The sequence below is a fragment of the Shewanella sp. SP2S2-6 genome (assembly GCF_031931965.1).
Lineage (GTDB): Bacteria > Pseudomonadota > Gammaproteobacteria > Enterobacterales > Shewanellaceae > Shewanella > Shewanella baltica.
Map to the genome: position 1 here is coordinate 1 of NZ_JAUOEQ010000010.1, position 25,219 is coordinate 25,219.

Genomic DNA, 25,219 nt, shown 5'->3' on the forward strand with positions numbered 1-25,219 from the left:
CCTATATGATTGAATACCAGCCAACACTTAGATCCCTGTGACTGAAATAACAGGTCACCCAGTACAATTTGCCTACACCTTCTGTCCTGAAGTGAGTTGTGTTTAGTATGATATTTCATGACTCTATTGCAGGAGAACTAAAGTAAAAAACAATGTAAATCAGCACAATAACTTTTCCACGCAATAAAAAGCCCTGCTTATACAGTGATGTATAGCAGGGCTTTTTGATTGCGAGTTTGTATTCGTTGAGCGGAAGGACACGCTTTACTCAGGGTTTATGACCTAGATCGAATAGGTCATAAATCCTTTTATCTCATCCACCTATTTCTCTCACCCATTTCTTTACACTCATCTCTTTCACTAACATTGTCATCATGGAGATGCTAGTAGCCGATGGCTTCGCTACCTGAATGACGAGGGTCAGACGCGCCAAAAATCCCTTGTTCGGTCACCATGATTGATTGCGTGCTGCCCATAGCGGACTGTACTTTCACTTTGTGGCCTTTGGCTTCGAGCAGGGAAATGGTATCGCGGTTTAAGCTGGATTCGACTCGTAGCTCATCGGGCAGCCATTGATGGTGTACCCGCGCTGCATTACTGGCTTCGGCGATGTTTAATCCATGGTCGATCACATTCATGATGATCTGCAGTGTGGTGGTGATAATGCGTGAGCCGCCCGGGCTACCAGTGACGAGGAAGGGTTTGCCATCCTTCATCACTATTGTTGGGCTCATGGAGCTCAATGGGCGCTTATTGCCTTCGACCGCATTGGCATCACCGCCAACTAAACCGTAGCCGTTTGGCACGCCGGGTTTGGCCGAGAAATCATCCATCTCGTTATTGAGCAAAATGCCAGTTCCTTTGGCCACTAAACCTGAGCCGTAGCTGAAGTTTAAGGTGTAAGTGTTTGAAACCGCATTGCCCCATTTATCCACTACCGAGAAGTGAGTGGTTTGGTCGCTCTCATAGGGCGCGAGTTTACCTGGCTTGATTTCGGCGCTTGGCGTTGTTTTATTCATCGCGATTTGGCTGGCGATTTTTTGGGCGTAGTCCTTACTGGTTAAGGCTTTGACGGGCACCTTATAAAAGTCGGGATCGCCTAAGTATTCGCTGCGATCGGCATAGGCGTGCTTCATGGTTTCTGCCATCAGATGAATCGTCTGCGCCGTATTGTGGCCGAGTTTATCAATCGGGAATTGTTGCAACACATTAAGCATTTCGATGATGTGCACGCCGCCCGATGATGGCGGTGGCATAGACACAACTTCGTAGCCACGGTATTCGCCGCGCACGGGTTCGCGTTCTACAACCTTATAATTTTTAAGGTCGTCTAAGGTCATAATGCCGCCAGCGTCTTTCACCGCATTGATGAGTTTAGTGGCGGTTTCACCTTCGTAGAATCCTTTGGTGCCTTTTTCAGCGATCAGACTTAATGAATGAGCAAGCTCAGGTTGTTTAAGAATATCATCAACTTGATAATCGCTGCCATCGGCTTTATAGAAGATAGCTGCTGTGGTTGGCCATTGGGACATGCGGCGTTTTAGACCTGCAAGGGACTGTGCAAGATCTGGCGTCACGCTAATGCCTTCCTGCGCCATTTTAATCGCGGGAGCAGTGACTTGTGCGAGTGTCATAGTGCCATATTTTTCAAGGGCTAAGCTCATGCCCATGACTGTACCAGGGACACCTACAGCAAGGCCGTGTTCGCGGCTCAGCTTTTCCACTGCATCGCCATTTTCATCGAGGAAAATATCTTTTTTGGCTTTAGATGGCGCCATTTCACGGTAATCGATTGCGATGGTTTTGTTTTCTTTGGCAATATGCACCAACATAAAACCGCCGCCACCGATATTACCAGCGCGCGGTAAAGTGACTGCCAAACTAAAAGCCACGGCCACGGCCGCATCAACCGCATTGCCGCCTTGCTTTAGGATCTCAACGCCAGTGCGACTGGCGAGTGTTTCTTGGCTGGCAACCATGCCATGCTTGGCCCACACAGGTTGTGCTGTGGCCATCTGGCTGAAAATTGACGATTCTTCGGCAAGCAGACTGGGTGATGATAGTAGGGGAAGCGCCATGGCAATGGCGAGAATAAGAGGTCTAAAAGGTCTTGTTGGACGCATACTCAATCCTGAATTTATTTTCATTATGGCTATGCAATGTGCCGAGAATTAGGCTTAATTGCAACCTTGTATATTAGTTAAGATCCGTAAAGGACGAGAATTTACCCAATGAGACAGCTTATCTTGGCCTTTGCGAGCTCAATGTCGGATATTTCGGCCAGTGCGTGGAATGCCATTATGGGGGAGGCGAATCCCTTCTGTCGCCATGAGTTTCTGTTGGCACTAGAGCAAAGCCATTCGGCCTGCGCTGCAACGGGTTGGACGCCGCGGCATTTATGCGTGTTTGATGTGGGTGACAGATTAAATGATGTCGTAAGTACCGATAAAAGCCTGTCGCCTTTGGCTGCAGGAGCCCTGATAAGTCGGCAAGCGGCTAAGCACTTCAATCCATTATCGCTGGTGGCGGTGATGCCCTTGTATCAAAAGTCTCACTCCTACGGCGAGTATGTGTTCGATTGGGCGTGGGCCGAAGCCTATGATCGCCATGGACTCGATTATTATCCCAAATGGGTGAATGCGATTCCTTTTACCCCAGTGCAAGGGCGAAGGATGGGCATTCATCCTGCATTCGATAGCGTTGAGCAACTGCGCGTGGCGCAATTACTGCTGCTGACATTGAATCGCCGGCTAACATCAGAGCTATTTGCGTCAGAGCCTTGTGCGTTAGAGAAAGGTGATTCGGTTTTTGATGAGTCAGAGCTTGATGAGCCCGTAGTTGATGAAGCTGATCTTGATGGGTCAATGCAAAGCGTTAAAGATCAGGGCGACAGCCCGATTTCTTCATGGCATAGCTTATTTGTTACCCCAAGCCAAACGCCGTTATTTGAAGGCTTGCCCAATCCGCTGTTAAAACGCTTAGGCACGCAGTTCCATTGGCATAATCGCGGTTATCGCGACTTTGATGATTTTCTGGCGGGCTTTAGTTCGCGCAAACGTAAGAATATCTTGAAGGAGCGGGCGCAGTTACAGCCTTTTAATCTTAAGTTTCACTTTGTCGAAGGTGAACACATTACCGTTTCACAATGGCAGACGTTTATCCAATGTTATCAATTAACTTACCTTAAGCGCTCCGGTCATCGCGGCTATTTAACGCCAACTTTTTTTCAGCAGTTGGGGGCACAACTCGCTGCGCAAGTCTTACTGTTGGTGGTCGAAGATGCCAAGGGCGAGATGGTAGCTGGCGCCTTGTATCTCAAAGGCGAGAATACCCAAGGGCAAAAATGCTTATATGGCCGTTATTGGGGCACCACGGTTGAGCTCGACGGCTTGCATTTTGAGGCCTGTTATTATCAAGGCATTCAATACTGTATTGAACATGGGTTCCAGATGTTTGATGCGGGCGCACAGGGTGAGCATAAGGTGCTGCGCGGCTTCGAACCCGTTGAAATGTATTCCTACCATAATATTGCCCATTTAGGATTTAGGGCGGCGATTGCCGACTTTGTTGAGCAAGAAGCACAGCAAATGCAGCAATATATGGCGCAGATGCGAGCTGTTTTGCCCTACAAAAAAGAGCCCTAATAAAAGACCGAGTTAACGGGACTTTATTGGGCTCTCATTTATGTCGTGCATGTTCAACCTATGTAGTACAACCTAAGTAGTTCTATCTAAGCTGTTAATTCAAACGGTTAGCTATGAATATTGGTTATGAATGTTAGCTCATGGCTAACCACACGCCCACGCCTATCATCAGGCTGCCTGCAATGCGGTTTAACCAGCGAATATTATCGCCGCGGCTTAGGAAAATACGCAGGCTTTTGCCGCCGCTGGCGTAGGCGAGCATAGAGGTAAACTCGGTCACCATGATAATGCTCAGCAGTGCGAGCAGCTGCGGCGCGACTTCGCGCTCGGCATTGATAAAAGGTGGTAGTAGCGACACCATAAATGCCCAACCTTTAGGATTGGCAATGGCGGTAATAAAGCCTTGGGAGATCAAGGTAACATTGCTGGCTCTGGGGTTAGTGTCGTCATCGCTTAGCATGGCCATCTTGCCGCGGGCACGCCACATCTGTACGCCGATATAGCCTAAATAAATTCCGCCAACCCATTTGAAGATTTGAAAGACTTCGGGATAGTTGAGCATGATACTGGCAACGCCCATCACGGCGGCTGTCGCCACTAACGCTACGCCTACCAGTTCACCCAGCATCATCCACAGGGTGCGGCGCACACCTATGCTCATGCCCAAGGTCATGGCGAGCGTCATGCACATGCCAGGCGTGATAGAAACAAAGAAAAAAGTCGGGATAAACACAGCGAGTAAGGCAAAATCAGGCATGGTTTGGTCATTCTTTGGTGAAGATGAGAAGGCCGATAGTGTAATGAAAACTGCGGGTTTAGCCAATGCGCTTGTTTTGGCCTGACAACACATAAATGTAATCGGTTGTGTTAGCGAACGATATTTTTTGTCGGTTACCCATTTGGGGTGTGAACGGTTAGTGCACTGGCGTGAATTATGTGCAGAGTCATCCTGCTGCTAACAAGATAAGATTTTGATTTCAGGTTTTGTTTCAGTATCGATCAAATACACGCTATCGGCACCCACAATATAATAACTGTATAGACTCTGGTAAATATGTTCGCCTAATTCGCCATAATAAGGACGACGTGCATTTTTTACCGACTTCCATATTGGCCAAGGTAAAGAAAAATAATCGGACCTGGATGGGTTTGTCATATTTAAATCGGTATCGATAGGGAATGGCGTATTGATTTTTTCATTATTGATATTACTGCCTAAATCATCATTCAGATTAACATGGATGCTATTTGAAAAAGTTTGATAACTTGATTCATCAATCACCAGAATACCTGCGATCGTTGGGAAGTGAATTTCCATCGAGAACGCACAGTCATTAAGCTCTTGCCACAGTAAGGTCAACGATACCCCCTCTAATCTGCAGCTCAAATCAGGATGGGGTTTAAGCTTTCTTTCTACGGGGAACCAAGGCTGATAGCTTGCCTGAGTCATAGCGCATTCTTGTTCGGTCATTAGGTTACTCGCTTCATTATCGTTATCTTGCGGCTTACCGTTATTCATTCACTCGTGCCGCCAATACTATAATTGAAAAATAACGCTGAAGCATGTTTAGATTATCTAATAATTTTTGAAACTCATATCAGCGAGACACGACTTATCAATATTTATTTGATTGATATGCTAACCCCATTCTTAAATTAATTATCAATAACTGTTATACAACAGTTTAATAATGGATTCTGTATATGATCAAATCATCTCTATCCGCAAGTAAATATACCTTCTTACTGAGTGTTGTTTTGGCTGCCAGCATTAATAACGTTATGGCTGACAACAGTACCAAAGTGTTTAGTTTACAAAGTAATCTTGCCGATAATTCAAGCTTCCCTCCTGAGTATTATTGGAATCAATTTGGTTGTTCGGGCGAAAATATTGCGCCGCGTTTAGCTTGGCAAAATGTACCTGCCGGTACCAAGAGCTTTGCTGTCACTTTATATGACAAAGATGCGCCGACTGGCAGTGGTTTTTGGCACCGTGTTGTGTATGACATTCCGGCACAGGTGTCGACTCTCGCAGGTGGTGTGAATGGCGGAGTGCTACCCAGTGGTGCCATTGAAGCTAATACCGATTTAGGTAAACCTGGATTCTTTGGACCTTGTCCACCAGAGGGACGTGAACACAGCTATGTATGGACAGTGCATGCTTTGGATGTGGCGCAGTTGCCGATAGACAAGGGATCAACACCCGCTTTGGTGGGATTCTATCTTTGGCAGCATAGATTAGGCGAAGCAAGTTTAACGCTTTTAGCTGGCCCACGTTAGGAGGAATGAAGATGACCATATTATCTACGCGCATTACATACCCCATGTTATCAAAGGCTTTTACTCTACTGGCAAGCAGTTTGTTGTGTTCTCACTCATGGGCGACACAGACTGAGCCGCTGGCAAAAATGGAAGTCTTTGCCGAACTTGATGGGGCTGTGGGCGGTATTACTTTCACATCAGATGATCGATTGATTTTCAGTTATCACCCTTTCTATCAACCTAACATTAAGGTGGCAGAGCTTTTAGCGGATGGTAGTACTAAGCCATTCCCTAATTCGGATTGGCAGCAATGCCATGATCCGCAGGGCAAAGCGAAAGAACCTGACACTTGCCTTAATTGGGTGTTGGGGCTGCGAACCGACGATCAAGACAGAGTTTGGCTATTAGACTCTGGCCAGCAGGCGCCACGTATTGAGCCTAAATTAGTGGCATGGGATACCAAGAAAAATCAATTAGATCGCATTATTCATTTGCCCGCGCCAGTCTCTCTTCCTGAGTCACAACATAATGACTTTGTTATCTCATCTCGACATCAAGCGATTGTGATTGCCGATGAGGGGATTGGCACGGGTCCCATTGGTGAAAAGGCTGCGCTGGTAGTTGTGGACTTAAATACAGGGAAAAGTCGGCGCCTATTACAGGGTGATAACAGTGTGATGCCAGACTTACAGCGGCCACTGATTATCGATAAAGACTCAAAAGATAGAAAGCAGATTGAAGTCTATGTGGGTGCCGATGGCATTGCTTTAGATAAAACCCAAACATGGCTCTACTTTGCCCCGATGAATAAAGACAAAGTTTACCGTGTGCGGATGACAGATCTCATCAATCCTTCGTTAACGCCTGCGGCACTCTCTGCCAAAGTGGAGGCTTATGCCGATAAGCCCGACAACGGTGGCTTAAGTATTGATGAAGCGAATAATTTGTATCTAACAGAAGTGGGAGAGCGGGCTATTGGTGTGATCCCTGCAGATTCTCGCCAGTATCGCACTTATGTCCATGATGAACGTATGGTTTGGCCCGACGGTGTGAGTTATGGCAAGCAAGGTTACTTGTACTCTGGGGCTGCGCAATTACCGTTATCGGCACCATTAAATAATGGCAAAGCTGAAAACAGTCCACCTTATTATATTTTCCGTTTTAAGCCGTTAGCGGCGGGCGTTCGTGGTAATTAACCTTAACCATTAATCTTATAACCTTACGTCAAGTGCTTATTTGAACTGAATTTATTCACACGATTTTTGCGGATTAAAACGGTTTGGATTTGCACTTGGTTATACCGAGTCACTGAGTCACGACATCCAGAGGATGACAATATGAACATTATCGGATTGGATCACTTTACCATCAGAACGCCCAAACTGGTTGAAACACTGTTGTTTTATCAAGTCATCCTTGGATTGAAATTAGGTTGGCGGCCACAGTTTGGTTTTCCTGGACATTGGCTCTATGCCTCAAATAAGCCCATTTTGCATTTAGTGGAAGCGGGCGATCAGGCGCTAGATGCCTACTTAGGGGAAAGCAGAAATATTTATGGCTCGGGACGTGTTGACCATTTGTCGTTTCGTGGCAAGGATTTACAGCAGATGCAGCAGCATTTATGCCAGCAGAGGATGATTTTTCAGGAACGAATTGTGCCTGAGATTGGTGAGCATCAGTTGTTCCTTGAAGACCCGAATGGCATCAAAGTAGAGATGATATTCCCTTATGCAAAGGACAACGCCATCGTAGGGATTGTGATGGATAGGCTCACTATTTTAGACACCAAGGAGCCTGAACATGGCGGAGATTAATGTTTTTAGAAGGCAATTATTGCAAACGCTGGGATTGGGCAGTTTGGCATCAGTGGCATTATTTCCTCGAGGTGTGATAGGTATGAATTCATTGAATACGAGTACAAATATGGAGAGCTCACAGGGTAAGCCGAAGATTCGCATGGGAGTGACGGACTTAAGTTTTCATCGTGTCACCGCCGCTGTGGTGGCTCATGTGATAGGGATTATGGGCAAAGAGGTGCAACGAAGCTATGCATTGCACGAGGCTAATTTTGAGAAGCTAGGTGAAGGCACAGTGGATATGCTGTGTTCAGCATGGCTGCCCCATAGCCATGGGATTTATCGACAAGGTGTCGAAGAGCGAGTTGCTACGCGGCAACTCGGGCTACATTATGAGCCCTATGCGCTCTGGGGCGTACCCGATTATGTGCCTGCTGAGCAAGTGTCGAGCATTGAGGATTTACTCAAGCCTGACGTGCGGCAACGTATGCGGCCCATCATTCAAGGGATTGGTGAGGGGGCGGGGATCACGCGATTTTCTAAAAATATTATGACGCAATATGGATTAACGGCGGCGGGTTATCAATTTAGAACAGGCACTCAGGCCGACTGTGTCGCGGCTTTTGAGTCTGCCGTAGCGGTAAACGAGTGGGTGATCGTTCCTTTGTGGCATCCACAATTTTTACACCATCAATACGGTATTCGCGATCTTCAGGACCCCAAAGGTTTACTCGGGGGAAAAGATAAAGCGGTATTGCTCGCCCGTGAACGCGAGTTAGTGGTTAATTTCTCGCCTGCACAAATTCAAGTACTTGATAACATAGTATTATCGAATCAAATGGTTGCAGAACTCGATTATGCGGTTAATCGACAAGGAATGACGGAAGATGAGGCCGTTGCGAACTGGCTGACAGTCAATCCTCAGCATTTGACGACCTGGTTAGCCCCGTTGCTTAATCCTGCGAAAGTCTCATATCAGGAGGTGACATTATGATGATCACACCTGAATCGCGGCTTGTGGCGGCTGGGCTTGAACTACCTGAGGTTGCTGCGGCTCTTGGGAATTATGAACCCTATTCAATTGTCGGCAGTCAGTTAATGACTTCGGGTCAGTTTCCCTATTTAGAGGGCGAGCTTCAGTATCAAGGACAATTGGGCGCCGATCATACTGTGAGCGAAGGCTACGCTGCCTGTCGTCTTGCGACCCTAAATGCCATTGCCCAATTGAAACAGGCTTGCGGTGAGCTTTCGCGGATAAAACAAATTTATCGCTTGGAAGGGGTGTTAAATGTGCATCAATCTTGCTTTGAACATCCTAAAGCGCTCGATGGGGCTTCGGATTTATTGCTTGAAATCTTCGGTGAAGCAGGGCGTCACAGCCGAATGATTTGGACAAATCCGGTCATGCCGCTGAACAGTTTGTGTCTAGTGTATTTATTTGCAGAACTCTATTGTGATGACGAACAAAGGCAACGACCTTTGTCTCGATTGAAATCGAGTTCTTGAATGTGACTCACATTGGCTGTTAGTTAAATGTTCTGTCAGCAAGATGGGTAGTTCATTCAATAGCATATAAGGCAGTTCTTGAACTTTCATTAATCGATTGTTAGGGTTAGGTCATCATGGATGGAATGTTGACAATACGATGACTGAGAAACAAAAAATGTTAGCGGGTAAGCCCTATAAGGCTTGGGATGATGAGTTATTGGCTGAGCGGATGCGGGCGAAATCCGTTTGCCATCAGTTTAATCTTGCCGAACCGACTTTGCTTGATGCCCGTATGGATCACCTTCGTGGCCTGCTTGATATGCCAAACTGCGCCCATATTGAGCCTAATTTCTTTTGCGACTACGGTTATAACATCCATATTGGTAAACAATTTTATGCTAATCATAATCTAACCATATTAGATGTTTGCTCAGTCTCGATTGGCGATAACGTGATGTTTGGTCCCCATGTGATGATTTCTACCGCTACGCATCCGATTGATCCCATTGCACGGCAAACGACGGAATACGGCGCGCCAATTCAAATCGGCAATAATGTTTGGCTTGGCGGTAATGTCTCAGTGTTGCCCGGTGTGACCATTGGCGATAATTGTGTCATCGGTGCTGGCAGCGTAGTTAATAAGAGCATTCCGGCTAACTGTGTGGCGGCTGGCAACCCTTGCAAGGTTATCAAACCCATCAATGTGGAATAATGCAGGAAGGTCGATGCCGAGTGATTGGCGTCAATGCTGATGCTGATTTAGATGACGATTTAGATAGTCGTAGAAACAAAAACGGTACGCAGTGCGTACCGTTTTTTATTAGCAGGATAAAAACTTACAGTACGCCGCGGCGCATTTGATCCCGTTCAATCGATTCAAACAGAGCAGTAAAGTTGCCTTCGCCAAAACCTAAGTTATTTTTGCGTTGGATGATTTCGATAAAAATCGGTCCGAACAGGTTTTTAGTGAAAATCTGCAGTAAATAACCGGATTCATCGCCATCCACCAAAATTTGGTGATGTTTGATGCGCTCACGATTCTCAGTCACCTGCGGCAACTTCTCAAATATGGTGTCGTAGTATTCAGGGATGATGTCTAGGCATTGGATTGAACTGCCTTCCATCGCATCCAGAGATTTTACGATATCGCGACTTCTAAAGGCTAAATGCTGCACACCTGGGCCATTGTATTCCTTCAGGTATTCATCGATTTGGTTCTTATCGCTGCCTTTACCTTCGTTAATCGGAATACAGAAGCTGCCATCGGGCGAACGCAGGGCGTATGACACTAGCGCAGTTTGTACGCCGCTGATGTCAAAGTAGCGCACTTCAGTAAAACCAAAAATGTTTTTATAGAAGTTAGCCCAATGTTCCATTGTGCCTTTGTAGACGTTGTTGGTTAAGTGATCGACTTCGATAAAGCCTTTCTCTTGGGTGATCACTTGCTCGTCTAAGTCTTCAAAATCAGCGGCATAGATATTGTTATCTGCGCCGAAGGTGTCGATGAAATAAATTAAGCTGTCGCCAATGCCGTAAATCGCAGGATAAGGCAGATCTTTATTGGCATCATCGGCGGGTTTTGCACCACGTTCAACGGCAACGCGATAGGCAAAGCCAGCATCTTCTACCCGCCAGCCCATAGAACAAATGGCTGGGCCGTGGGATTTAGCAAACTTAGCAGAGAAACCTTCGCGCTCAGTGTTGAGCAAAAAGTTAATATCATTCTGTTTGTAGTACAGGATGTCTTTGTTCTTGGCTTTTTTCAGTAGTGAAAAACCAAAGTCAATAAAGACTTTGTGCATAAAATCAGTATCAGGGCTGGCGAATTCAGTGAATTCGATACCTAATAAGCCCAGTGGATTTAGTTCGCTTGCCATGATGTTTTCCTCATTATTTTAGTTCAACCGCCGACACTCTTTATCCCTTTTATTACCTTGGGATACGCAACCTTTTCGGTGCGCTGGTGGCTTAGGGCTAGTCTTCTAGCCAAGAGCGGTTGTAGTCTTTGCTCATGCAATTTTGTACATGTTCGGTTAATTTAAGTGGGGCGAACGTGTCCACCATCACTGCGTATTCATAGGTTTCTTTCTTGCCAATCGAGGCTTCAGTGCGACCCGGTTGTGGTCCGTGGGCCACACCTTTTTGATGTAAGGTCATGTAACCCGCTTCAATGCCCGTGCGGCTCATAAAGTCGCCATCGACGTAATACAAGACTTCGTCGCTATCGATGTTGTTGTGGTAATAAGGCGCTGGAATCGATTTCGGGTGGAAATCGTAAGGGCGCGGCACGAAGTTACAAATCACAAAGTTATGGGCAGTAAAGACTAAGTGATCAGAAGGCGGCAGATGGATTTTGCCTACCTTTGGCGCGTATTCGGTAATGTTGAATGCCCAAGGGTAAACACAGCCATCCCAACCCACTAAATCAAAGGGATGCCATTCAAGTGTGGTGAGTTGGTATTTATCGCCAAACTTACACACTAAGGGGAAGGCGCCGCGCTCAACCACTGCATCTTGCAATGTGGGCACGCGCAAATCGCGCTCGCAGTAAGGTGCCGATTCTAATAGCTGACCATACTCGTTACGGAAATGCTTAGGCACTTCCACCATAGAGAATGACTCGATAACGAAAAGTCGCACATTGCTGTAATCGTTGAATTTAAGTTGATAAGTCGTGCCGCGTGGGATCACGAGATAGTCCCACTTTTGAACCTTAATCGTGCCGTACTCGCTGTAGAGTGTGCCTTCGCCTTCGTGAACAAAAACCACTTCATCGGCATAGGCATTACGGTAAAACTTGTCGGTATCGGCGCTGACTTTGGCGGTATAAAGTGCTAAGTCATTGTTATAAAAGATCTTGTTACGAGCGCTGAAAAAATTACCTTCACGGTCGGCATCGCGGGAATCGAGTTTATAGTTTTGGACCAGTGAATCTTCCCAATTGGCACCATGGCTTAGGCTATAGGGCGCTACTTCCAACGCTTTGGTTGGCATGTTGTGGTGATATTTATTGGAATAAATATTGGAAAAACCATGGGTTGAGAACAACTCTTCACGGTAAAGCTCGCCGTTTTCCTTTTCAAATGCGATATGGCGCTTATGGGGGATCTGGCCTTGTTTCACATAAAATGGCATGGTTATTCCTTCAATATTGCGTTGCAGGATTACCTACATCGCTGGTCGTTATGCTGCAAGTTGCATTAGTGTGATCTTGTTATCAATTTAGTTGCTTGAATGAACAAAAAAAAGAATAATAAATCCGTTATCTCAATCTAAAAATTAGATGGTATTCTAATCTTTACGAATCGTAGTGTTTCCGTGACATGTTCATAAGAGCCAAGGAGTGACCATGCGCATCGATATTGATGCTTTTAATGTGCTGCAAGTGCTGGTGGAAGAGGGCAGTTTTGCCAAGGCGGCGGAGCGGTTACACAAGGCGCAATCGGCGGTGAGTTATCAAGTTAAAAAGTTAGAAGAGCACTTAGGCGTACAGCTTTTTAGCCGTGAGCAATATCGTGCAGAGCTGACGCAAGAGGGCCGGGTGATTTTGGCCGAGGGGCGAAGATTGTTGCAACACCTTGCAAACATTGAACATCTTGCCAGTCGTTTCAGTGAAGGCTGGGAGCCAAAGCTAGAGCTAGTGATAGACGGAGCCTTACCAATGGAGCCAATTATGACGGCTTTAAAGCGTATGGCTGAACATCAGATCCCCACAAAAATTCAGCTCAATATGGAGTTTTTAGGCGGCGTACAACACAGATTTGAGCGGGATAATGCCGACTTGATGTTGGTAAAAGATTATCGCACTGGCCCCTATTATCATCCGCAACCTTTGCCAGCCATCACCAGTGTGCTGGTGGCAAGTGCTTCGCATCCTTTGTCTTTTATTCGCGAAATTAGTTTGTCTGAACTGCAGCAACACGTGGAATTGACTATCGAAGACTCTTCGCCCAATAAAAGTTACCGCGATGAAATGCAATTTGGCGGCGATAAAGTGTTTTATCTTTCAGGCTTCATCATGAAAAAGAACGCCTTGTTAAAAGGCTTAGGTTTTGGTTGGTTGCCGGACTTTTTAGTGCAAGAAGAGTTGGCGAAGGGGGAGTTAGTTGAAATCGACTTTGTCGGTGGCAGCCGTTTTACCTTTATTCCACAACTCGTCTCGACCTTAGAGCGGCCGTTAGGCCGTGCAGGACAACTTTTTACTGAGTTGATATTAGAGGAGTTTGCTAAGGCTGAGCAGTTTAATGGCGTGGGTTTAGGTTGATAAGTCGCCGTTTGTCATCTTTTGATACAAGTTACCGCATAAAATAATCGCATTGTGACATTTTATGTCATAGATTAATGCCGAGGTTTGATTAAGGTTTCGATTCAGGCTTAGCTTAGATTGAGACTTCGAATAAGTCCTAGATTCAGACTTAGCTTAGATTTAGGTCAAAATTAAGGCATAAGTTAGGGTATAAGTTAAGGCATAAATTAAGCGCTAGATTAACAGTGAAATTGAGCCGCGATAGATAAAGAGTCGTCCATCGGGATCAATCTAAAGGCTAGTAACAAGGAACTGACAGTTAAGGGGAACAGTATGTCTAGACGTTGTCATGAAGTGGATTATGAAATCATCGGCCACAGTATGCAGTTGGTTGAAGTGGAGCTCGATCCTAACGAAACCGTGGTTGCCGAAGCAGGCGCGATGAATTACCTAGAGCAAGATATTAGCTTTGAGGCCAAAATGGGCGATGGTTCTGAACCTGAGTCAGGCTTTTTTGGCAAGTTGGTGGGCGCGGGTAAGCGGGCGTTAACGGGGGAGAGTATTTTTATGACTCACTTTACCAATCAAGGCAACCAAAAGCGTAAAGTCGCCTTTGCTGCCCCATATCCGGGCACAATCCTTGCGATCGACTTAGCCGAATATGGTGGCGAGCTTATCTGCCAGAAGGATAGTTTTTTAGCCGCGGCTTTAGGTACACGGGTGACGATGAAATTTAATCGCCGTTTAGGCACGGGATTTTTCGGTGGCGAAGGGTTTATTCTGCAAAGCTTACAAGGTGATGGCATGACTTTTATCCATGCGGGCGGCACCTTAGTGAAGAAAGAACTACGAGGCGAAACCTTAAGGGTTGATACAGGTTGTCTGGTTGGATTTACGCCTGGGATAGATTACGACATTGAGCGCGCAGGCTCGTTAAAGTCCATGGTATTTGGCGGCGAAGGCTTATTTTTAGCGACGTTAAAAGGTCACGGCACGGTTTGGCTGCAAAGTTTACCGTTCTCACGAATGGCAGACCGCATTATCGCCCATGCCCCATCTGCGGGTGGCAGTGATCGCGGTGAAGGTTCAGTGCTTGGTGGTCTTGGCCGCATGCTTGATGGGCGTTAAACCTTAAGCTCAATCGATGTAAATCAATCACAGCACTATTTTGAAATTACGCTGTCTCTTCTTTAGGCATTCCAGACAATCCTCTGGGATGCCTTTTTAGTTGCTAGATGTTATTTCCTTCATTATTTTCAGCATATTTCGCTGCTATTAAAGCTGTGTTTGGCCGTTATTAAGGCTTTGCTGAATGCGTCTTTCCACCAGTTTTGATATCAGATACATCATTAAATAGCCTGTGCCCAAGGCTAAAATTACTGCGACGACATTCTCGGTATATAGGCGATAAGCGTAGAAAGTACCGACCAGTACTGCGATACCTGCGAGGCGAATGAGTAGGCTTTGGGTAAAATAGCCGTGGGCTTTGATATAGGCTAACTGATAGCCGTTGAGCATCATAAATATAAAAAACATGGAGAAATGCATTAATACTGGGGCCGCTTTAATGTATTGCTCGGGGAATAACCAAGCCACCAATGGCTTGCTCGCGAATATCATAGCGACGAAAAACACCCCGCTGATCCACAGGGATACTTTAGTCAGCCATGACTTGATTTGTTGCACTTCATCAAAGCGTTTTTCTCGTACACACACAGCAACTTCGGGCAGCACAAAGCGGTAGATGGGGAAGACAAACAGCAAGGTGAGGTAAGTGATCATCGGCCGCACTACCACTTGAAAATCACCCAGTTCATCTATGCTAAAATAGGCAATAGTCAGCAGTACTGTGATGTAAATCATCAAGATACTGGCACCCGCTTCCATGGACGCTGTCAGGCTTTTTTTCATAAAACTACGTAAGCCCGTATCAAAATGCACCGCACTTAAGGGCGGAGTGGCAATATCTTTGCGCCGTTTTAAGTACATATATAAGGCAACGATGAGCGATGACAGTGTCATGCTGTAAAAGAGTGAGGCTATGGCCGTTTGTTTTAGCCCATAGAAACACAAGAAAAAGCTGGTCACTTGCGCTATCGGTTCCAGCCAAGTCACTCGATTGGAGATGGCATATAGCCGGTACATAGCGATTTGATTGGTAAAATACACCTTGAGTCCCATGCTCAAAACAATGCCAACCAATTGAAAATATTCAACGTTAAGGTGAAGTTTGTGTTTGATATAGGGCAAGACTAAGCCCCATGTCAGCAGCACCATAGCGATCAAGCTGTAGCGGAATATATTGGTGATATCCACATCTTGCTTGGTCTGGGAGTAAGTCACCACCATAGAGGAGCGAAATCCTGTCATCAGGATCAGCGACAGTGAGATAATATCGATAACCGTGTGATAGAGCGCTAGATCCGCTTTGGCGACCCATTGTGCTAACCAAAGCTTAAAGAGAAAACCCACAGAAATACTGGCGAGTGATGCCCAGAATCCCGCAATAATCGCCTGCTTAACCCGTTGAAGTGATGAGGTGTGTTCCATTGTCAAAATCCAGCTTTAGTCTGCGGTCATTATAGGGATGCTATGGGTGTCGTTAAGGTTTTGCATTAGTCGTTGCTTTGGTTGCTTTGGCTGCTTTGGTTACTTTAGCTGCGTGAGTACTTTTTGATAACGCTTATCTGATTCGGTTCGATGCTATAACTTTATGCAAAGAACTTGATACCAATGCTTTGATGTCAGGGGCTTAGCCTTTTGTTTAGACTAAAACCTCGAGAACCGCCGAAGACGTTTCTTCTAAGTTTATACGCATATTAGCACTGGCTGAGTCTAGCATTCAGCTAATGAGTGACCAAGCATCAGATAGTAAAGATATGATAAATATCAGTATGTTGCTTAATTGTAACTGTGCTCATTAACTCGCGAGAAATTGTGGGATAAATAGAAGTACAGACAAGGGATAGGGTTGTGCAAGCATCATGATTTGGGATGATGGCACGCCCTAATAAGAACTGGGCGTGCTAATAAAACTGCCGTGATTAGCCATTTCGCGAATGTCTTGCGTTATTCGGTAATGATATTGACGATATCGAGGATTTTACGGCTGTTGTTATCGAGTTTGATCAATGCGCCTTCAACTTGGATGCTAATAATGCCATCTCTGTCTAAGGGCACAATGATACGACCGCGGTCATAAATATCATGCTCAAGCACATCACCACGATGGAGTTTTTTCTGCCAACCGGGTGGTAAACGTTCACCGTGGTCGACCTTTTTCTGTAATCCAGGTGGTAAGCCTTTCTCTTTTTTGTGGTGCTCGTGTTCATGGCCATCTTTAGCAAAAACTGAGATAGGTGCCATTAAGCTGAGCACGAGTCCTGCGATAACCACTGACGTTGATTTATTCATCTGTGCTCCAAAGGGCATTGAGAGAGCATTGAGCTAGTGCAGCGGCAATGCTTGATGCGGCCAACAATAGGCGATACTAAATGAACCTTAGCTGAACGTTACTGAGTCGAGATGTTTAAACTCAACGGGTTAACATTAGCACAGCTTGCCATTGTTCGGCGGTCACAGGTTGGATACTCAGCCTTGAACCCTTAGTCACTAAATACATGTCGGCTAATTGCGGCAGGTTTTTAATCAGGCTTAAAGGAATAATATCGTTAAATTTTTCAACAAAGCGGATATCTACTCGTAGCCATCTCGGTTTGGTTGGATCGGACTTAGGGTCGAAATACTTAGATTCGGGATCGAAGGCTGTGCTGTCGGGATACGCATTTGTCACGACTTCAGCGATACCGACAATACCGGGTACTTTGCAGCTTGAATGGTAAAAAAATACCTGATCGCCAATCTGCATCTCATCGCGCATGAAGTTACGCGCCTGATAGTTACGTATCCCATGCCAAGCTTCGGTTTGGTTCGGGCAAGCCTTAAGATCATCTATGCTGAATTCGTCGGGTTCCGATTTCATAAGCCAGTAGTTCATCTTGTTTCCTTTATTCATAGTTGCCGTTAAGCGCTTCAATATCCCTGAGTTTATCTTAATTTAGTCGAACACCCCAGTTCGTCACTCATATCAAGCATTGTGAGTTTGATTAAGTTTCGGTTCAGATAAGGTGGCTTAGCCTGTGGGCTGCAATCTTATTTGGTATGCCTTATGCAGATTCTCGATACTAAGGCAAAGCGTCAAATTCGATCTCGGTTTGTGATTGGTGCCATACAAGTTGTGGCAGCAGTGGCAATCAAAACCTGTGAGGTGTGTTATGGGAACTTCAACAATGACGTCCGACTGTGGTTTATACACTAAATATCTTAAGGATTTTACAGCCGGTGATGTGATCCTAAGCCATGAGCGGATGCTGGAATTTATTAATGACCTGACAACCCAAGGTTGGTTATTGGCAAATTTCACTTGGGACTATTGGTATAACAACAGTTACTTAGTCGATAAACCCGCCTACATTCGTGAAGCGAGCATAGCACAATGCAAGTTGCTGCTGACCGCCATGACGCGACTTGAGGTCTTTAGCCCTGGCGTGTTAGAGAATATGCGTCGCCAAGGGATTTTACTGGCCATTGTTGAGCGCTTGCAAAGCTTAAATGTGCCTAAGTCGAGTACTCATCTTGAATTTATCAGCCGCTAACCACGCACTTTAATGGATTGTTATTTAATCGATTATCTTACTCTTTAGTCTAATAAAGTGCTTTTTTGCTTGTGACATTATCCGTGGATTGGTTAGTTTGGACCTCGCTAACCATAATAATAAATGCACGGAGGCCTTAATGTCAGTTCCAACAAGCCAAGTTATCAGCCCGCTCAACGTCAGCGAATTTCATGGTGTGCGATCACCGAAACTCGTTGAGAAAACCATAGGTCAGTATCTTGATGAGATTGCGGCAACCTATCCCGACCAATTAGCGGTTGTCGTACATCATCAACATATCCGCTGGAACTATCGCCAATATCTCGCTCAAATCGAGGCGCTCGCCACAGGATTATTAAAACTCGGTATTAAGTCCGGCGATAGGGTGGGCATTTGGTCACCCAACAATATTGAATGGTGTTTAACCCAATATGCGACCGCTAAAATTGGCGCCATTATGGTGTGTATTAATCCTGCCTATCGGCCTGAAGAGTTGCAATATGCGCTGAGTAACGTGGGTTGCCGCGCGGTAATTTGTGCCGACAAGTTTAAATCCAGCAATTACCTCGAAATGCTATACGAATTGGCGCCTGAGCTAACTTCTTGCCCTGCGGGTCAATTACAGGCGAAGGCCGTTCCTGAGCTCGAGTTTGTGATCCGTATGGGCGCTGAAAAATCTGTCGGCATGTTGAATTTTGATGATCTGCTCGTCGATGTGACCGCCGATGACAAGGCGGCACTCGAGATTATCGGCAAAGCATTAAGCCCGTATGATTCGATTAATATCCAGTTTACCTCTGGCACGACGGGTAGCCCGAAAGGTGCGACCTTATCCCACCATAACATTTTGAATAATGGCTATTTAGTCGCAGAGGCGATGAAGTTTACCTGCCACGATAAACTCTGTATTCCTGTGCCCTTATACCATTGTTTTGGCATGGTGCTCGGCAGTTTAGTCTGCTTAGCCAAAGGCGCAGCGGCTGTGTTCCCCGGCGAATCCTTCGATCCTTTGACGACATTGCAAGTGATTGAGCAAGAGCGTTGCACCGCTTTACATGGCGTACCGACCATGTTTATTGCCGAGCTTGAGCATCCTGAATTTACGCGTTTTGATTTGAGTTCTTTACGAACCGGCGTGATGGCGGGGGCAACTTGCCCAGAAGAAGTGATGCGCCGAGTACAAAATCTCATGTATATGAAGGAAGTACTAATTGGTTATGGTCAGACTGAGTGCAGTCCGCTCAATCATATTACTGAAATCGATTCGCCGGTTGAGAAACGGGTGCTCACCGTCGGCCGGGCTTTGCCCCATACCGAAGTGAAAATAGTCGACGAATTTGGTGAAGTGTTGCCAGTTAATCAACCCGGTGAAGTCTGTAGTCGGGGATATTGCATAATGCAGTGCTATTGGAACGATCCCGAAAAAACGGCGGCGACTATAGACAGTGCGGGTTGGCTACATTCGGGCGATATCGGCCAAATGGATGAGCAAGGTTATGTGCAAATTGTGGGTCGCATTAAAGATATGATCATTCGTGGTGGCGAGAATATCTATCCCCGTGAGATTGAAGAGAAACTTTACACCCATAAAGATGTGCAGGATGCGGCGGTTTTTGGTGTTCAAAGCGATAAATACGGGGAGGAAGTGTGTGCTTGGATTAAAGTCCGCTCAGGCTCCGCGATTACCGAGGACGATATTCGTCATTTTCTTACCGAGAAGTTTGCCTACTTTAAAGTACCGCGTTACATCAAGTTTGTGGATCAGTATCCAATGACAGTAACGGGGAAAATTCAGAAATTCAAAATGCGTGAGCTGATGTATCAAGAGTTATATGAAGATATTAATGCTTAAGTGATGTGATTTTGAGTGGGTTCGTCTGTTTTTGACTTTCAAGCCGCACAATGCGGCTTGAATTTTATTCTGTCTACCCATGTCGTTTAACCGACAAGTTAACGAGTTAACGGAAGAGTCGACGAGTCATGCCATCAAGCCAAGCGGCACTTTGAGTTAACTTTCGCTGACTGCGACGTAGCGCCAGCTTTGCCCAGGCATATTGTGTGCTGAGCAGCGCTAACCCTAAGATGATCAAGAGTAAACCTGGGCCGGGTAAGGGTAAAAAGACCAGCCCGAGCAAGGTTAAAGCTGCGCCAATCACAGTGATCCCTGCTTTAGTTATCGCGCCTTTTGCATGGGAGGACGGCGCGAGATTGAAAAAGGTAACTTTGCGCATAGGAGTTGGCCTCATGGTGAGTTAATCGAATCAAGCTGTACTGTCAGCTGACTATCAGTTGTGTGCTAACTGTATGTCAGTTTTCAGTCTAATCCTTTGCTCATTTATTGGCAGCTTATGTCGTCAGCCTAATTGTAACAAAACTTCACTTCCCCGCAGTGGCTTCATGGCTATACTAAAACCAGAGAAAAAATCTTGGCAGATAAAAACTAAAGCTCAATTTGTCGATGATTTAGTAGTCAATCCATTCTGCAGGCTAAGGAGTCCCAAATGGTTCGATGGCGTTCAATGCTCCTTGCGTGTTGCCTTTCCTCCATGGGATTGAGCACAGCGAAGGCGGATACCTTAATGCTGACATCCTTACTTTGGCCGCCTTATTCGGGGCAGCAGTTAGCAGAGCAGGGCGCGAGTATTGCTGTGGCGCGGGCGGCGCTCAAAGTGATGGGGCACCAATTAGAAGTGGATTTTTACCCATGGAGCCGCGCAGTAAAGCTCGCCAGTATGCCTAATTCAGACTATCTGGGTTATTTTCCTGAATATTATTTCGAGACTGAAAAGTTTGTTTTTTCTAAATCGATTGGCGACGGTCCTTTGGGACTGGTGGAGCAAAAAGCCCATCCTGTGAGTTGGAATTATGTCGAAGATCTGAATCGCTATACCTTAGGTGTGGTGAAAGATTATGTGAATATTCAGGCGTTAGATCGCATGATTTCCACAGGCGTTCAGCCGACTGAAGCGGTGACTTCAGATGAGCACAATATTAAGAAAGTGGCTGCAGGCCGTATTGATGCGGCGGTAATCGATGTCAACGTGCTGCACTATTTACTTAAGCAAAAGCCCTTGCAGCCATTGGCAGACAAACTGCAAATCAACCGCCAAATTTTAGCGAATAAGCAGCTTTATATTGCGTTTCGTAATACCGAAGAAGGTCGACGTTGGCGAGATATTTTCGACCAAGGCTTGGCGCAAATTGATGTCGAAACCATCATCGGAGAGCTACTGTATCGTGAAGACTAATGCATGATTTAGGTTAGTGTGCTCTCAATTTTTCCCCTTATTTTTTCCTCTATTTTCAGCCAATTCCTCTTAAAATTACATCAGATATTCCGCTTGTCATCATTCTGTCTTTGTTCACTATTAGCATCACCTTAACGGCATGAGTTGCTCTCTCATTTTTTGATTAAGGTGACATGAATAAACTTCCCTTTGAGTTATATACGCTGCAACAACTCATTGATACTCATCATCTTAAGTTGCAGTATCAAATTCTTGCCGACATTCCATTTCGTCATGAACATTTTCCTCTCTACAGTGTTGAGCTGGGCGGAGGAGATAAGCCCTGTCCGACAGTACTCTTTGTGGGCGGCGTGCATGGGGTTGAACGTATTGGCTCTCAAGTCATCTTGGCATTGCTGAACAGTTTGTTGCAGCGACTGGTGTGGGATAAACATCTACAACAGATGCTAACGGGCGTGCGGTTAGCTTTTGTCCCAGTGGTGAATCCCGTTGGCTTATTTATGGGAACGCGAGGTAATGGCAATCAAGTGGATTTGATGCGTAACGCCCCGATAGAAGCCAGCGAAAAAGTCTCCTTTATGGTGGGAGGGCAGCGGATATCATCACGGCTGCCCTGGTATCGCGGCATGGAGGGAATGGAGCTTGAAACCGCCGGTTTAGTTGCCTATGTACAGCAATTGCTGAGCCGCAGCACCAGTTTGATTTCCCTCGATGCTCACTCAGGCTTTGGCTTGAGTGATCATATTTGGTTCCCCTACGCCCATACACGTACCGCCTTCGAAAATGCCAATTATATTTTTTATCTAAAACAATTATTTGAACAGAGTTATCCACATCATGGCCATTACCGGCTTGCGCCGCAGAGCCAGTTCTATCGCACCCATGGGGATATTTGGGATTACCTCTATCGCCAGCATCAAGTGGCCGATCCCCATGCACAGGTACCGTTTCTGCCTTTGACATTAGAGATGGGGTCCTGGGCTTGGATAAAGAAAAACCCAAGGCAAATATTTAATTTTGCAGGTTTTTTTAATCCGCAGAAAACACATCGTCACCACAGAATTTTACGCAGGCACACAGTGCTGATGCAATTTATGATGGAAGCGGCCTACGCCCAATCGTTAGAACAGTTAACGCCTGAACGTTTGGCTGAACTCACTGAGTGCGCGCGGCAGTATTGGTATCGGGAGCCACAGTCATGACAACTTGGGTGTTACTGCGGGGATTAATGCGTGATCAACGCCACTGGCATGGCTTCGATCAACGACTGCGACATAAAGGATTGCGAGTACTGACCCCAGATTTGCCGGGTAATGGGACGTTATCCAATAAGGCCAGTCCGCTGAAGATTGCCGATTATGCCCATGCCGTGTGGTTGCAATTGGATGAGCAGGTGCAGGAAGGCGAGACTATTTATCTTCTCGGCTTGTCTATGGGCGGTATGTTGGCGCTGGAAATGGCGCACCAGCGGCCTTGGCAGATAAGGCATGTTTTTGTATTAAACAGCAGTGCGGCGAATTTATCGCCTTGGTATCAAAGACTTAATCCACTGAATGCATTGAAGGCGTTTTGCTTGCGGGCTCGGGGTAAAGCCTTACATCCCATCGAGTCGACGATAGTGCGTTTAACCAGTTTTCGCCATCGGCGAGATTGCGATTTAATTGCCGAATGGAGTGAATTTCGCCGCGAATCCTCGCCAACTATCCGTAATGCCTGGCGGCAACTGTGGGCGGCTTTTCAATATCAGTGTCCATTGACCGTGGAAGTACCAATAAGTGTGCTCTGCGGTGACCGTGATGCGTTGGTGAGCATGGCATCGAGTAAAGCTTTAGCGCAGCACTTTCACACTGATTTGATAGTATTAGCGTATTGCGGCCATGATGCGGCCATTGATGCCCCTGCAAAACTGGCACATTACCTGTTAGCGATTGCGACGCCGACTAAGCCGCAAACTGAGGTTCAAGAGGATGATGAACCTGCCCATGCTCAATATGTCCATACTCAATATAGTTGCAATGATTTACTGGAGGAGGAAATGGCCTTCATTGAGGCGATATTTTCAGAATGGGATGAAAAAGCGCTATCCATTCTCCACAGTAAATCATCGACAGTAAATCATCAGCAATGAACAGCGCTAAGACGGATAACTCACTGCCTATTAGGCTTTAGCCACGACGGTTTGACCTATCGGTGTTAGGCTGAGTAACGCCAATTTAAGATGCTGTATTCCAAAGGGAATACCGATAATAGTCACAAAACAGGCTAAGGCATGGGCCAGGTGGCCTATGGCTAACCAGATCCCAAACAGCAAAAACCAAATGATATTTCCCACCATGCCTAGGGCACCTGTGCCTAAATCGTCACGTCCGGTCAAGTGGCGACGGTTGATTTGTTCTTGGCCAAATGGCCAGAAGGTCATTTCGCCGATAACAAAGCAGGCGCGGCCAAAGGGAATACCAATAATGCTGATAAAACACAGGATACCTGCGAGCCACCAAGCGAGTCCCATCACAAATCCACCGAGCACAAACCAAGCGATGTTGAATATTAAGCGTAATACTGCCATTGAAAACTCCTTAGGTTACTTTTTTAGCCTTTATCGTTAGCTGTAATGAATGCCGTTAGCTTTGATAAACTGAATATATGTCAATGACTAAGCGAGAAACGTGCCAATTATTTTGTTTTCAAAAATCAATGCCTTACATCCACCTGTTTAAGCTTTATTTGTGATTTTCACTAATTCTTCGCTAAATTGCTAATTTCTTAAGAGCAGAAGATCAAAGGTGGCGTTAAACTAGCCATTCCATCCAATGGCTTAAAAGCCAGAGTATTTAATCGTTTGAGTAGCCTGATGTTTGCAAATTCCCCCGTCGATATTTTTGCCTTTGCTGGTCGAGAAATATTTCTAAAACGTGATGATTTATTGCATCCAGCGTTTAGCGGCAATAAAGCACGTAAATTCGGCTACTTTTTAGATCATGAGTTTGCCGGCATCACCAAGGTGATAGGCCATGGCTCACCCTTAGCGAACTCTTTGTATTCCCTATCAACATTGGCCAAGATGAAAGGCTGGCAGTGTGATTTTTATGTTGACCATATTGCCAGTCAGATTGTTAAGCATCCCACGGGGAATTACGCTGCGGCATTGGCAAATGGCGCCAATATTATCGACTTAAGTGAGTTAATGGCGCAAAAGCTGGCGTTTACTCAGTCGCAGGATGAACCTCAGGTTTTATCTGACCTTAATGTTAGTTGTGACCCTGCTTTGCAAACGGGTGGTGCGCGACTGAGTTGCCAAGAGTATATCGAGACTCAAGTACTCGCGAATGAGCCGACGGCGCTTTTTATCCCAGAGGGTGGGCGTTGTTCCTACGCTGAATACGGGGTAAATGTATTGGCGCAAGAAATAGTGCAATTTGCGCAGGCGAATGATTTAGTCGATTTAACAGTATTTTTACCGTCGGGGACGGGGACGACGGCGTTATTTTTAAATCAGTACTTTATTCGTCAGCAAACGGCGTTTCGCGTCGTGACTTGCGCCGTGGTGGGCGGCGATGATTATTTACGTTTACAATTCTCTATGCTTAATCCAAATACTCTCGAGCATCCACATATCGTGAATGTCGGCAAAAAATATCACTTTGGTAAACTCTACCCTGAATTCTATGCCATGTGGCAGCGGGTTTGTGCCTCAGGAGTTCAGTTTGAATTAATCTACGATCCCTTAGGTTTTATTGTGCTTGAGGATTACTTACAGCGTAGTGAATTAGGTCATGTGATGTATTTGCATCAAGGCGGATTATTGGGGAATGAGACTATGTTGCCGCGTTATCAGCGTAAATTTGGCTAAAGTAGCTAAGCCCACGGTGCAGGATATTTA

At 45.8% G+C, this 25,219-nt stretch carries 25 protein-coding genes; 15 read left to right on the plus strand and 10 right to left on the minus strand.

The window, feature by feature from the left end; genetic code table 11:
- Positions 1 to 383 precede the first annotated feature (383 nt).
- Positions 384 to 2,123 (minus strand): gamma-glutamyltransferase, encoded by a 1,740-nt coding sequence (ggt, locus tag Q4Q57_RS09240; protein ID WP_311890648.1) that lies wholly within the window; start codon positions 2,121 to 2,123, stop codon positions 384 to 386.
- A 108-nt stretch (positions 2,124 to 2,231) separates the two neighbouring features.
- Between ggt and Q4Q57_RS09245 the strand changes: the two genes are divergently transcribed.
- A complete protein-coding gene (locus Q4Q57_RS09245; RefSeq protein WP_311890649.1) occupies positions 2,232 to 3,644 on the plus strand; it encodes a GNAT family N-acetyltransferase in 1,413 nt (470 codons plus the stop codon).
- Between the two features lie 133 nt (positions 3,645 to 3,777).
- Here Q4Q57_RS09245 and Q4Q57_RS09250 read toward each other — a convergent pair whose 3' ends face one another.
- Both Q4Q57_RS09250 and Q4Q57_RS09255 read right to left on the minus strand, forming a co-directional pair.
- Entirely contained in the window at positions 3,778 to 4,401 is a 624-nt protein-coding gene (locus Q4Q57_RS09250; RefSeq protein WP_107948040.1) for a LysE family translocator, read from the minus strand.
- A gap of 198 nt (positions 4,402 to 4,599) precedes the next feature.
- Positions 4,600 to 5,163 carry a hypothetical protein gene (locus Q4Q57_RS09255; RefSeq protein WP_063883074.1) on the minus strand — a complete coding sequence of 188 codons (564 nt, stop codon included), beginning with the start codon at positions 5,161 to 5,163 and terminating at the stop codon, positions 4,600 to 4,602.
- 185 nt (positions 5,164 to 5,348) lie between these two features.
- Here Q4Q57_RS09255 and Q4Q57_RS09260 point away from each other — a divergent pair, with 185 nt between their 5' ends.
- From Q4Q57_RS09260 to Q4Q57_RS09285, 6 genes are all read left to right on the plus strand, one after another.
- A complete protein-coding gene (locus tag Q4Q57_RS09260) occupies positions 5,349 to 5,924 on the plus strand; it encodes a YbhB/YbcL family Raf kinase inhibitor-like protein (protein ID WP_063883073.1) in 576 nt (191 codons plus the stop codon).
- Positions 5,925 to 5,935: 11 nt separating this feature from the next.
- On the plus strand, positions 5,936 to 7,102 hold the full coding sequence (locus Q4Q57_RS09265) for an L-dopachrome tautomerase-related protein (protein WP_311890650.1): 1,167 nt from the start codon (positions 5,936 to 5,938) through the stop codon (positions 7,100 to 7,102).
- A gap of 141 nt (positions 7,103 to 7,243) precedes the next feature.
- Positions 7,244 to 7,720 (plus strand): VOC family protein, encoded by a 477-nt coding sequence (locus Q4Q57_RS09270; RefSeq protein ID WP_259590325.1) that lies wholly within the window; start codon positions 7,244 to 7,246, stop codon positions 7,718 to 7,720.
- Positions 7,707 to 8,696: a glycine betaine ABC transporter substrate-binding protein gene (locus Q4Q57_RS09275; RefSeq protein ID WP_311890651.1), complete on the plus strand. Its 990-nt coding sequence runs from the start codon at positions 7,707 to 7,709 to the stop codon at positions 8,694 to 8,696. The genes Q4Q57_RS09270 and Q4Q57_RS09275 overlap by 14 nt, the downstream gene beginning before the upstream one ends.
- The gene (locus tag Q4Q57_RS09280) at positions 8,693 to 9,208 is read left to right on the plus strand and encodes an Atu1372/SO_1960 family protein (RefSeq protein WP_063883071.1); all 516 of its coding nucleotides are present in this window, start codon (positions 8,693 to 8,695) and stop codon (positions 9,206 to 9,208) included. The genes Q4Q57_RS09275 and Q4Q57_RS09280 overlap by 4 nt, the downstream gene beginning before the upstream one ends.
- 139 nt (positions 9,209 to 9,347) lie before the next feature.
- Entirely contained in the window at positions 9,348 to 9,902 is a 555-nt protein-coding gene (locus tag Q4Q57_RS09285; RefSeq protein WP_311890652.1) for a sugar O-acetyltransferase, read from the plus strand.
- Positions 9,903 to 10,026: 124 nt separating this feature from the next.
- Here the strand turns inward: Q4Q57_RS09285 and hppD are convergent, their stop codons facing one another.
- Together hppD and Q4Q57_RS09295 are read right to left on the minus strand one after the other, a co-directional pair.
- The gene (gene hppD / locus Q4Q57_RS09290) at positions 10,027 to 11,067 is read right to left on the minus strand and encodes a 4-hydroxyphenylpyruvate dioxygenase (protein ID WP_011847092.1); all 1,041 of its coding nucleotides are present in this window, start codon (positions 11,065 to 11,067) and stop codon (positions 10,027 to 10,029) included.
- 97 nt (positions 11,068 to 11,164) lie between these two features.
- A complete protein-coding gene (locus Q4Q57_RS09295; RefSeq protein ID WP_311890653.1) occupies positions 11,165 to 12,325 on the minus strand; it encodes a homogentisate 1,2-dioxygenase in 1,161 nt (386 codons plus the stop codon).
- Between the two features lie 214 nt (positions 12,326 to 12,539).
- On the opposite strand from Q4Q57_RS09295, the gene Q4Q57_RS09300 reads away from it, so the two are divergent.
- On the plus strand, positions 12,540 to 13,454 hold the full coding sequence (locus tag Q4Q57_RS09300) for a LysR family transcriptional regulator (protein ID WP_006082119.1): 915 nt from the start codon (positions 12,540 to 12,542) through the stop codon (positions 13,452 to 13,454).
- Positions 13,455 to 13,769: 315 nt separating this feature from the next.
- The gene (locus Q4Q57_RS09305) at positions 13,770 to 14,564 is read left to right on the plus strand and encodes a TIGR00266 family protein (protein WP_006082118.1); all 795 of its coding nucleotides are present in this window, start codon (positions 13,770 to 13,772) and stop codon (positions 14,562 to 14,564) included.
- Between the two features lie 147 nt (positions 14,565 to 14,711).
- Here the strand turns inward: Q4Q57_RS09305 and Q4Q57_RS09310 are convergent, their stop codons facing one another.
- From Q4Q57_RS09310 to Q4Q57_RS09320, 3 genes are all read right to left on the minus strand, one after another.
- Entirely contained in the window at positions 14,712 to 15,986 is a 1,275-nt protein-coding gene (locus Q4Q57_RS09310; protein WP_311890654.1) for a hypothetical protein, read from the minus strand.
- 519 nt (positions 15,987 to 16,505) lie between these two features.
- Positions 16,506 to 16,850 carry a hypothetical protein gene (locus tag Q4Q57_RS09315; RefSeq protein WP_011847087.1) on the minus strand — a complete coding sequence of 115 codons (345 nt, stop codon included), beginning with the start codon at positions 16,848 to 16,850 and terminating at the stop codon, positions 16,506 to 16,508.
- Positions 16,851 to 16,971: 121 nt separating this feature from the next.
- On the minus strand, positions 16,972 to 17,433 hold the full coding sequence (locus tag Q4Q57_RS09320; protein WP_071939306.1) for an EVE domain-containing protein: 462 nt from the start codon (positions 17,431 to 17,433) through the stop codon (positions 16,972 to 16,974).
- A 277-nt stretch (positions 17,434 to 17,710) separates the two neighbouring features.
- Here Q4Q57_RS09320 and Q4Q57_RS09325 point away from each other — a divergent pair, with 277 nt between their 5' ends.
- Entirely contained in the window at positions 17,711 to 18,091 is a 381-nt protein-coding gene (locus Q4Q57_RS09325) for a DUF6508 domain-containing protein (protein WP_006082114.1), read from the plus strand.
- Positions 18,092 to 18,230: 139 nt separating this feature from the next.
- Positions 18,231 to 19,943, plus strand: coding sequence for an AMP-binding protein (locus Q4Q57_RS09330; RefSeq protein ID WP_311890655.1), 1,713 nt, complete (start codon positions 18,231 to 18,233; stop codon positions 19,941 to 19,943).
- A 106-nt stretch (positions 19,944 to 20,049) separates the two neighbouring features.
- Here Q4Q57_RS09330 and Q4Q57_RS09335 read toward each other — a convergent pair whose 3' ends face one another.
- Positions 20,050 to 20,322, minus strand: coding sequence for a PGPGW domain-containing protein (locus Q4Q57_RS09335; RefSeq protein ID WP_259590330.1), 273 nt, complete (start codon positions 20,320 to 20,322; stop codon positions 20,050 to 20,052).
- Positions 20,323 to 20,592: 270 nt separating this feature from the next.
- Between Q4Q57_RS09335 and Q4Q57_RS09340 the strand changes: the two genes are divergently transcribed.
- The 3 genes from Q4Q57_RS09340 to Q4Q57_RS09350 all read left to right on the plus strand — a co-directional run bounded on the left by Q4Q57_RS09340 (position 20,593) and on the right by Q4Q57_RS09350 (position 23,467).
- Positions 20,593 to 21,339 (plus strand): transporter substrate-binding domain-containing protein, encoded by a 747-nt coding sequence (locus Q4Q57_RS09340; RefSeq protein WP_311890656.1) that lies wholly within the window; start codon positions 20,593 to 20,595, stop codon positions 21,337 to 21,339.
- A 173-nt stretch (positions 21,340 to 21,512) separates the two neighbouring features.
- Positions 21,513 to 22,541, plus strand: a complete 1,029-nt coding sequence (locus tag Q4Q57_RS09345) for a M14 family metallopeptidase (protein ID WP_311890657.1) — start codon at positions 21,513 to 21,515, stop codon at positions 22,539 to 22,541.
- The gene (locus Q4Q57_RS09350) at positions 22,538 to 23,467 is read left to right on the plus strand and encodes an alpha/beta fold hydrolase (RefSeq protein WP_409438185.1); all 930 of its coding nucleotides are present in this window, start codon (positions 22,538 to 22,540) and stop codon (positions 23,465 to 23,467) included. The genes Q4Q57_RS09345 and Q4Q57_RS09350 overlap by 4 nt, the downstream gene beginning before the upstream one ends.
- Before the next feature lie 30 nt (positions 23,468 to 23,497).
- Here Q4Q57_RS09350 and Q4Q57_RS09355 read toward each other — a convergent pair whose 3' ends face one another.
- Positions 23,498 to 23,905 (minus strand): YccF domain-containing protein, encoded by a 408-nt coding sequence (locus Q4Q57_RS09355; protein WP_106650835.1) that lies wholly within the window; start codon positions 23,903 to 23,905, stop codon positions 23,498 to 23,500.
- 285 nt (positions 23,906 to 24,190) lie between these two features.
- On the opposite strand from Q4Q57_RS09355, the gene Q4Q57_RS09360 reads away from it, so the two are divergent.
- Positions 24,191 to 25,189, plus strand: a complete 999-nt coding sequence (locus Q4Q57_RS09360; protein ID WP_311890658.1) for a pyridoxal-phosphate dependent enzyme — start codon at positions 24,191 to 24,193, stop codon at positions 25,187 to 25,189.
- The last annotated feature ends 30 nt before the right edge of the window (positions 25,190 to 25,219 follow it).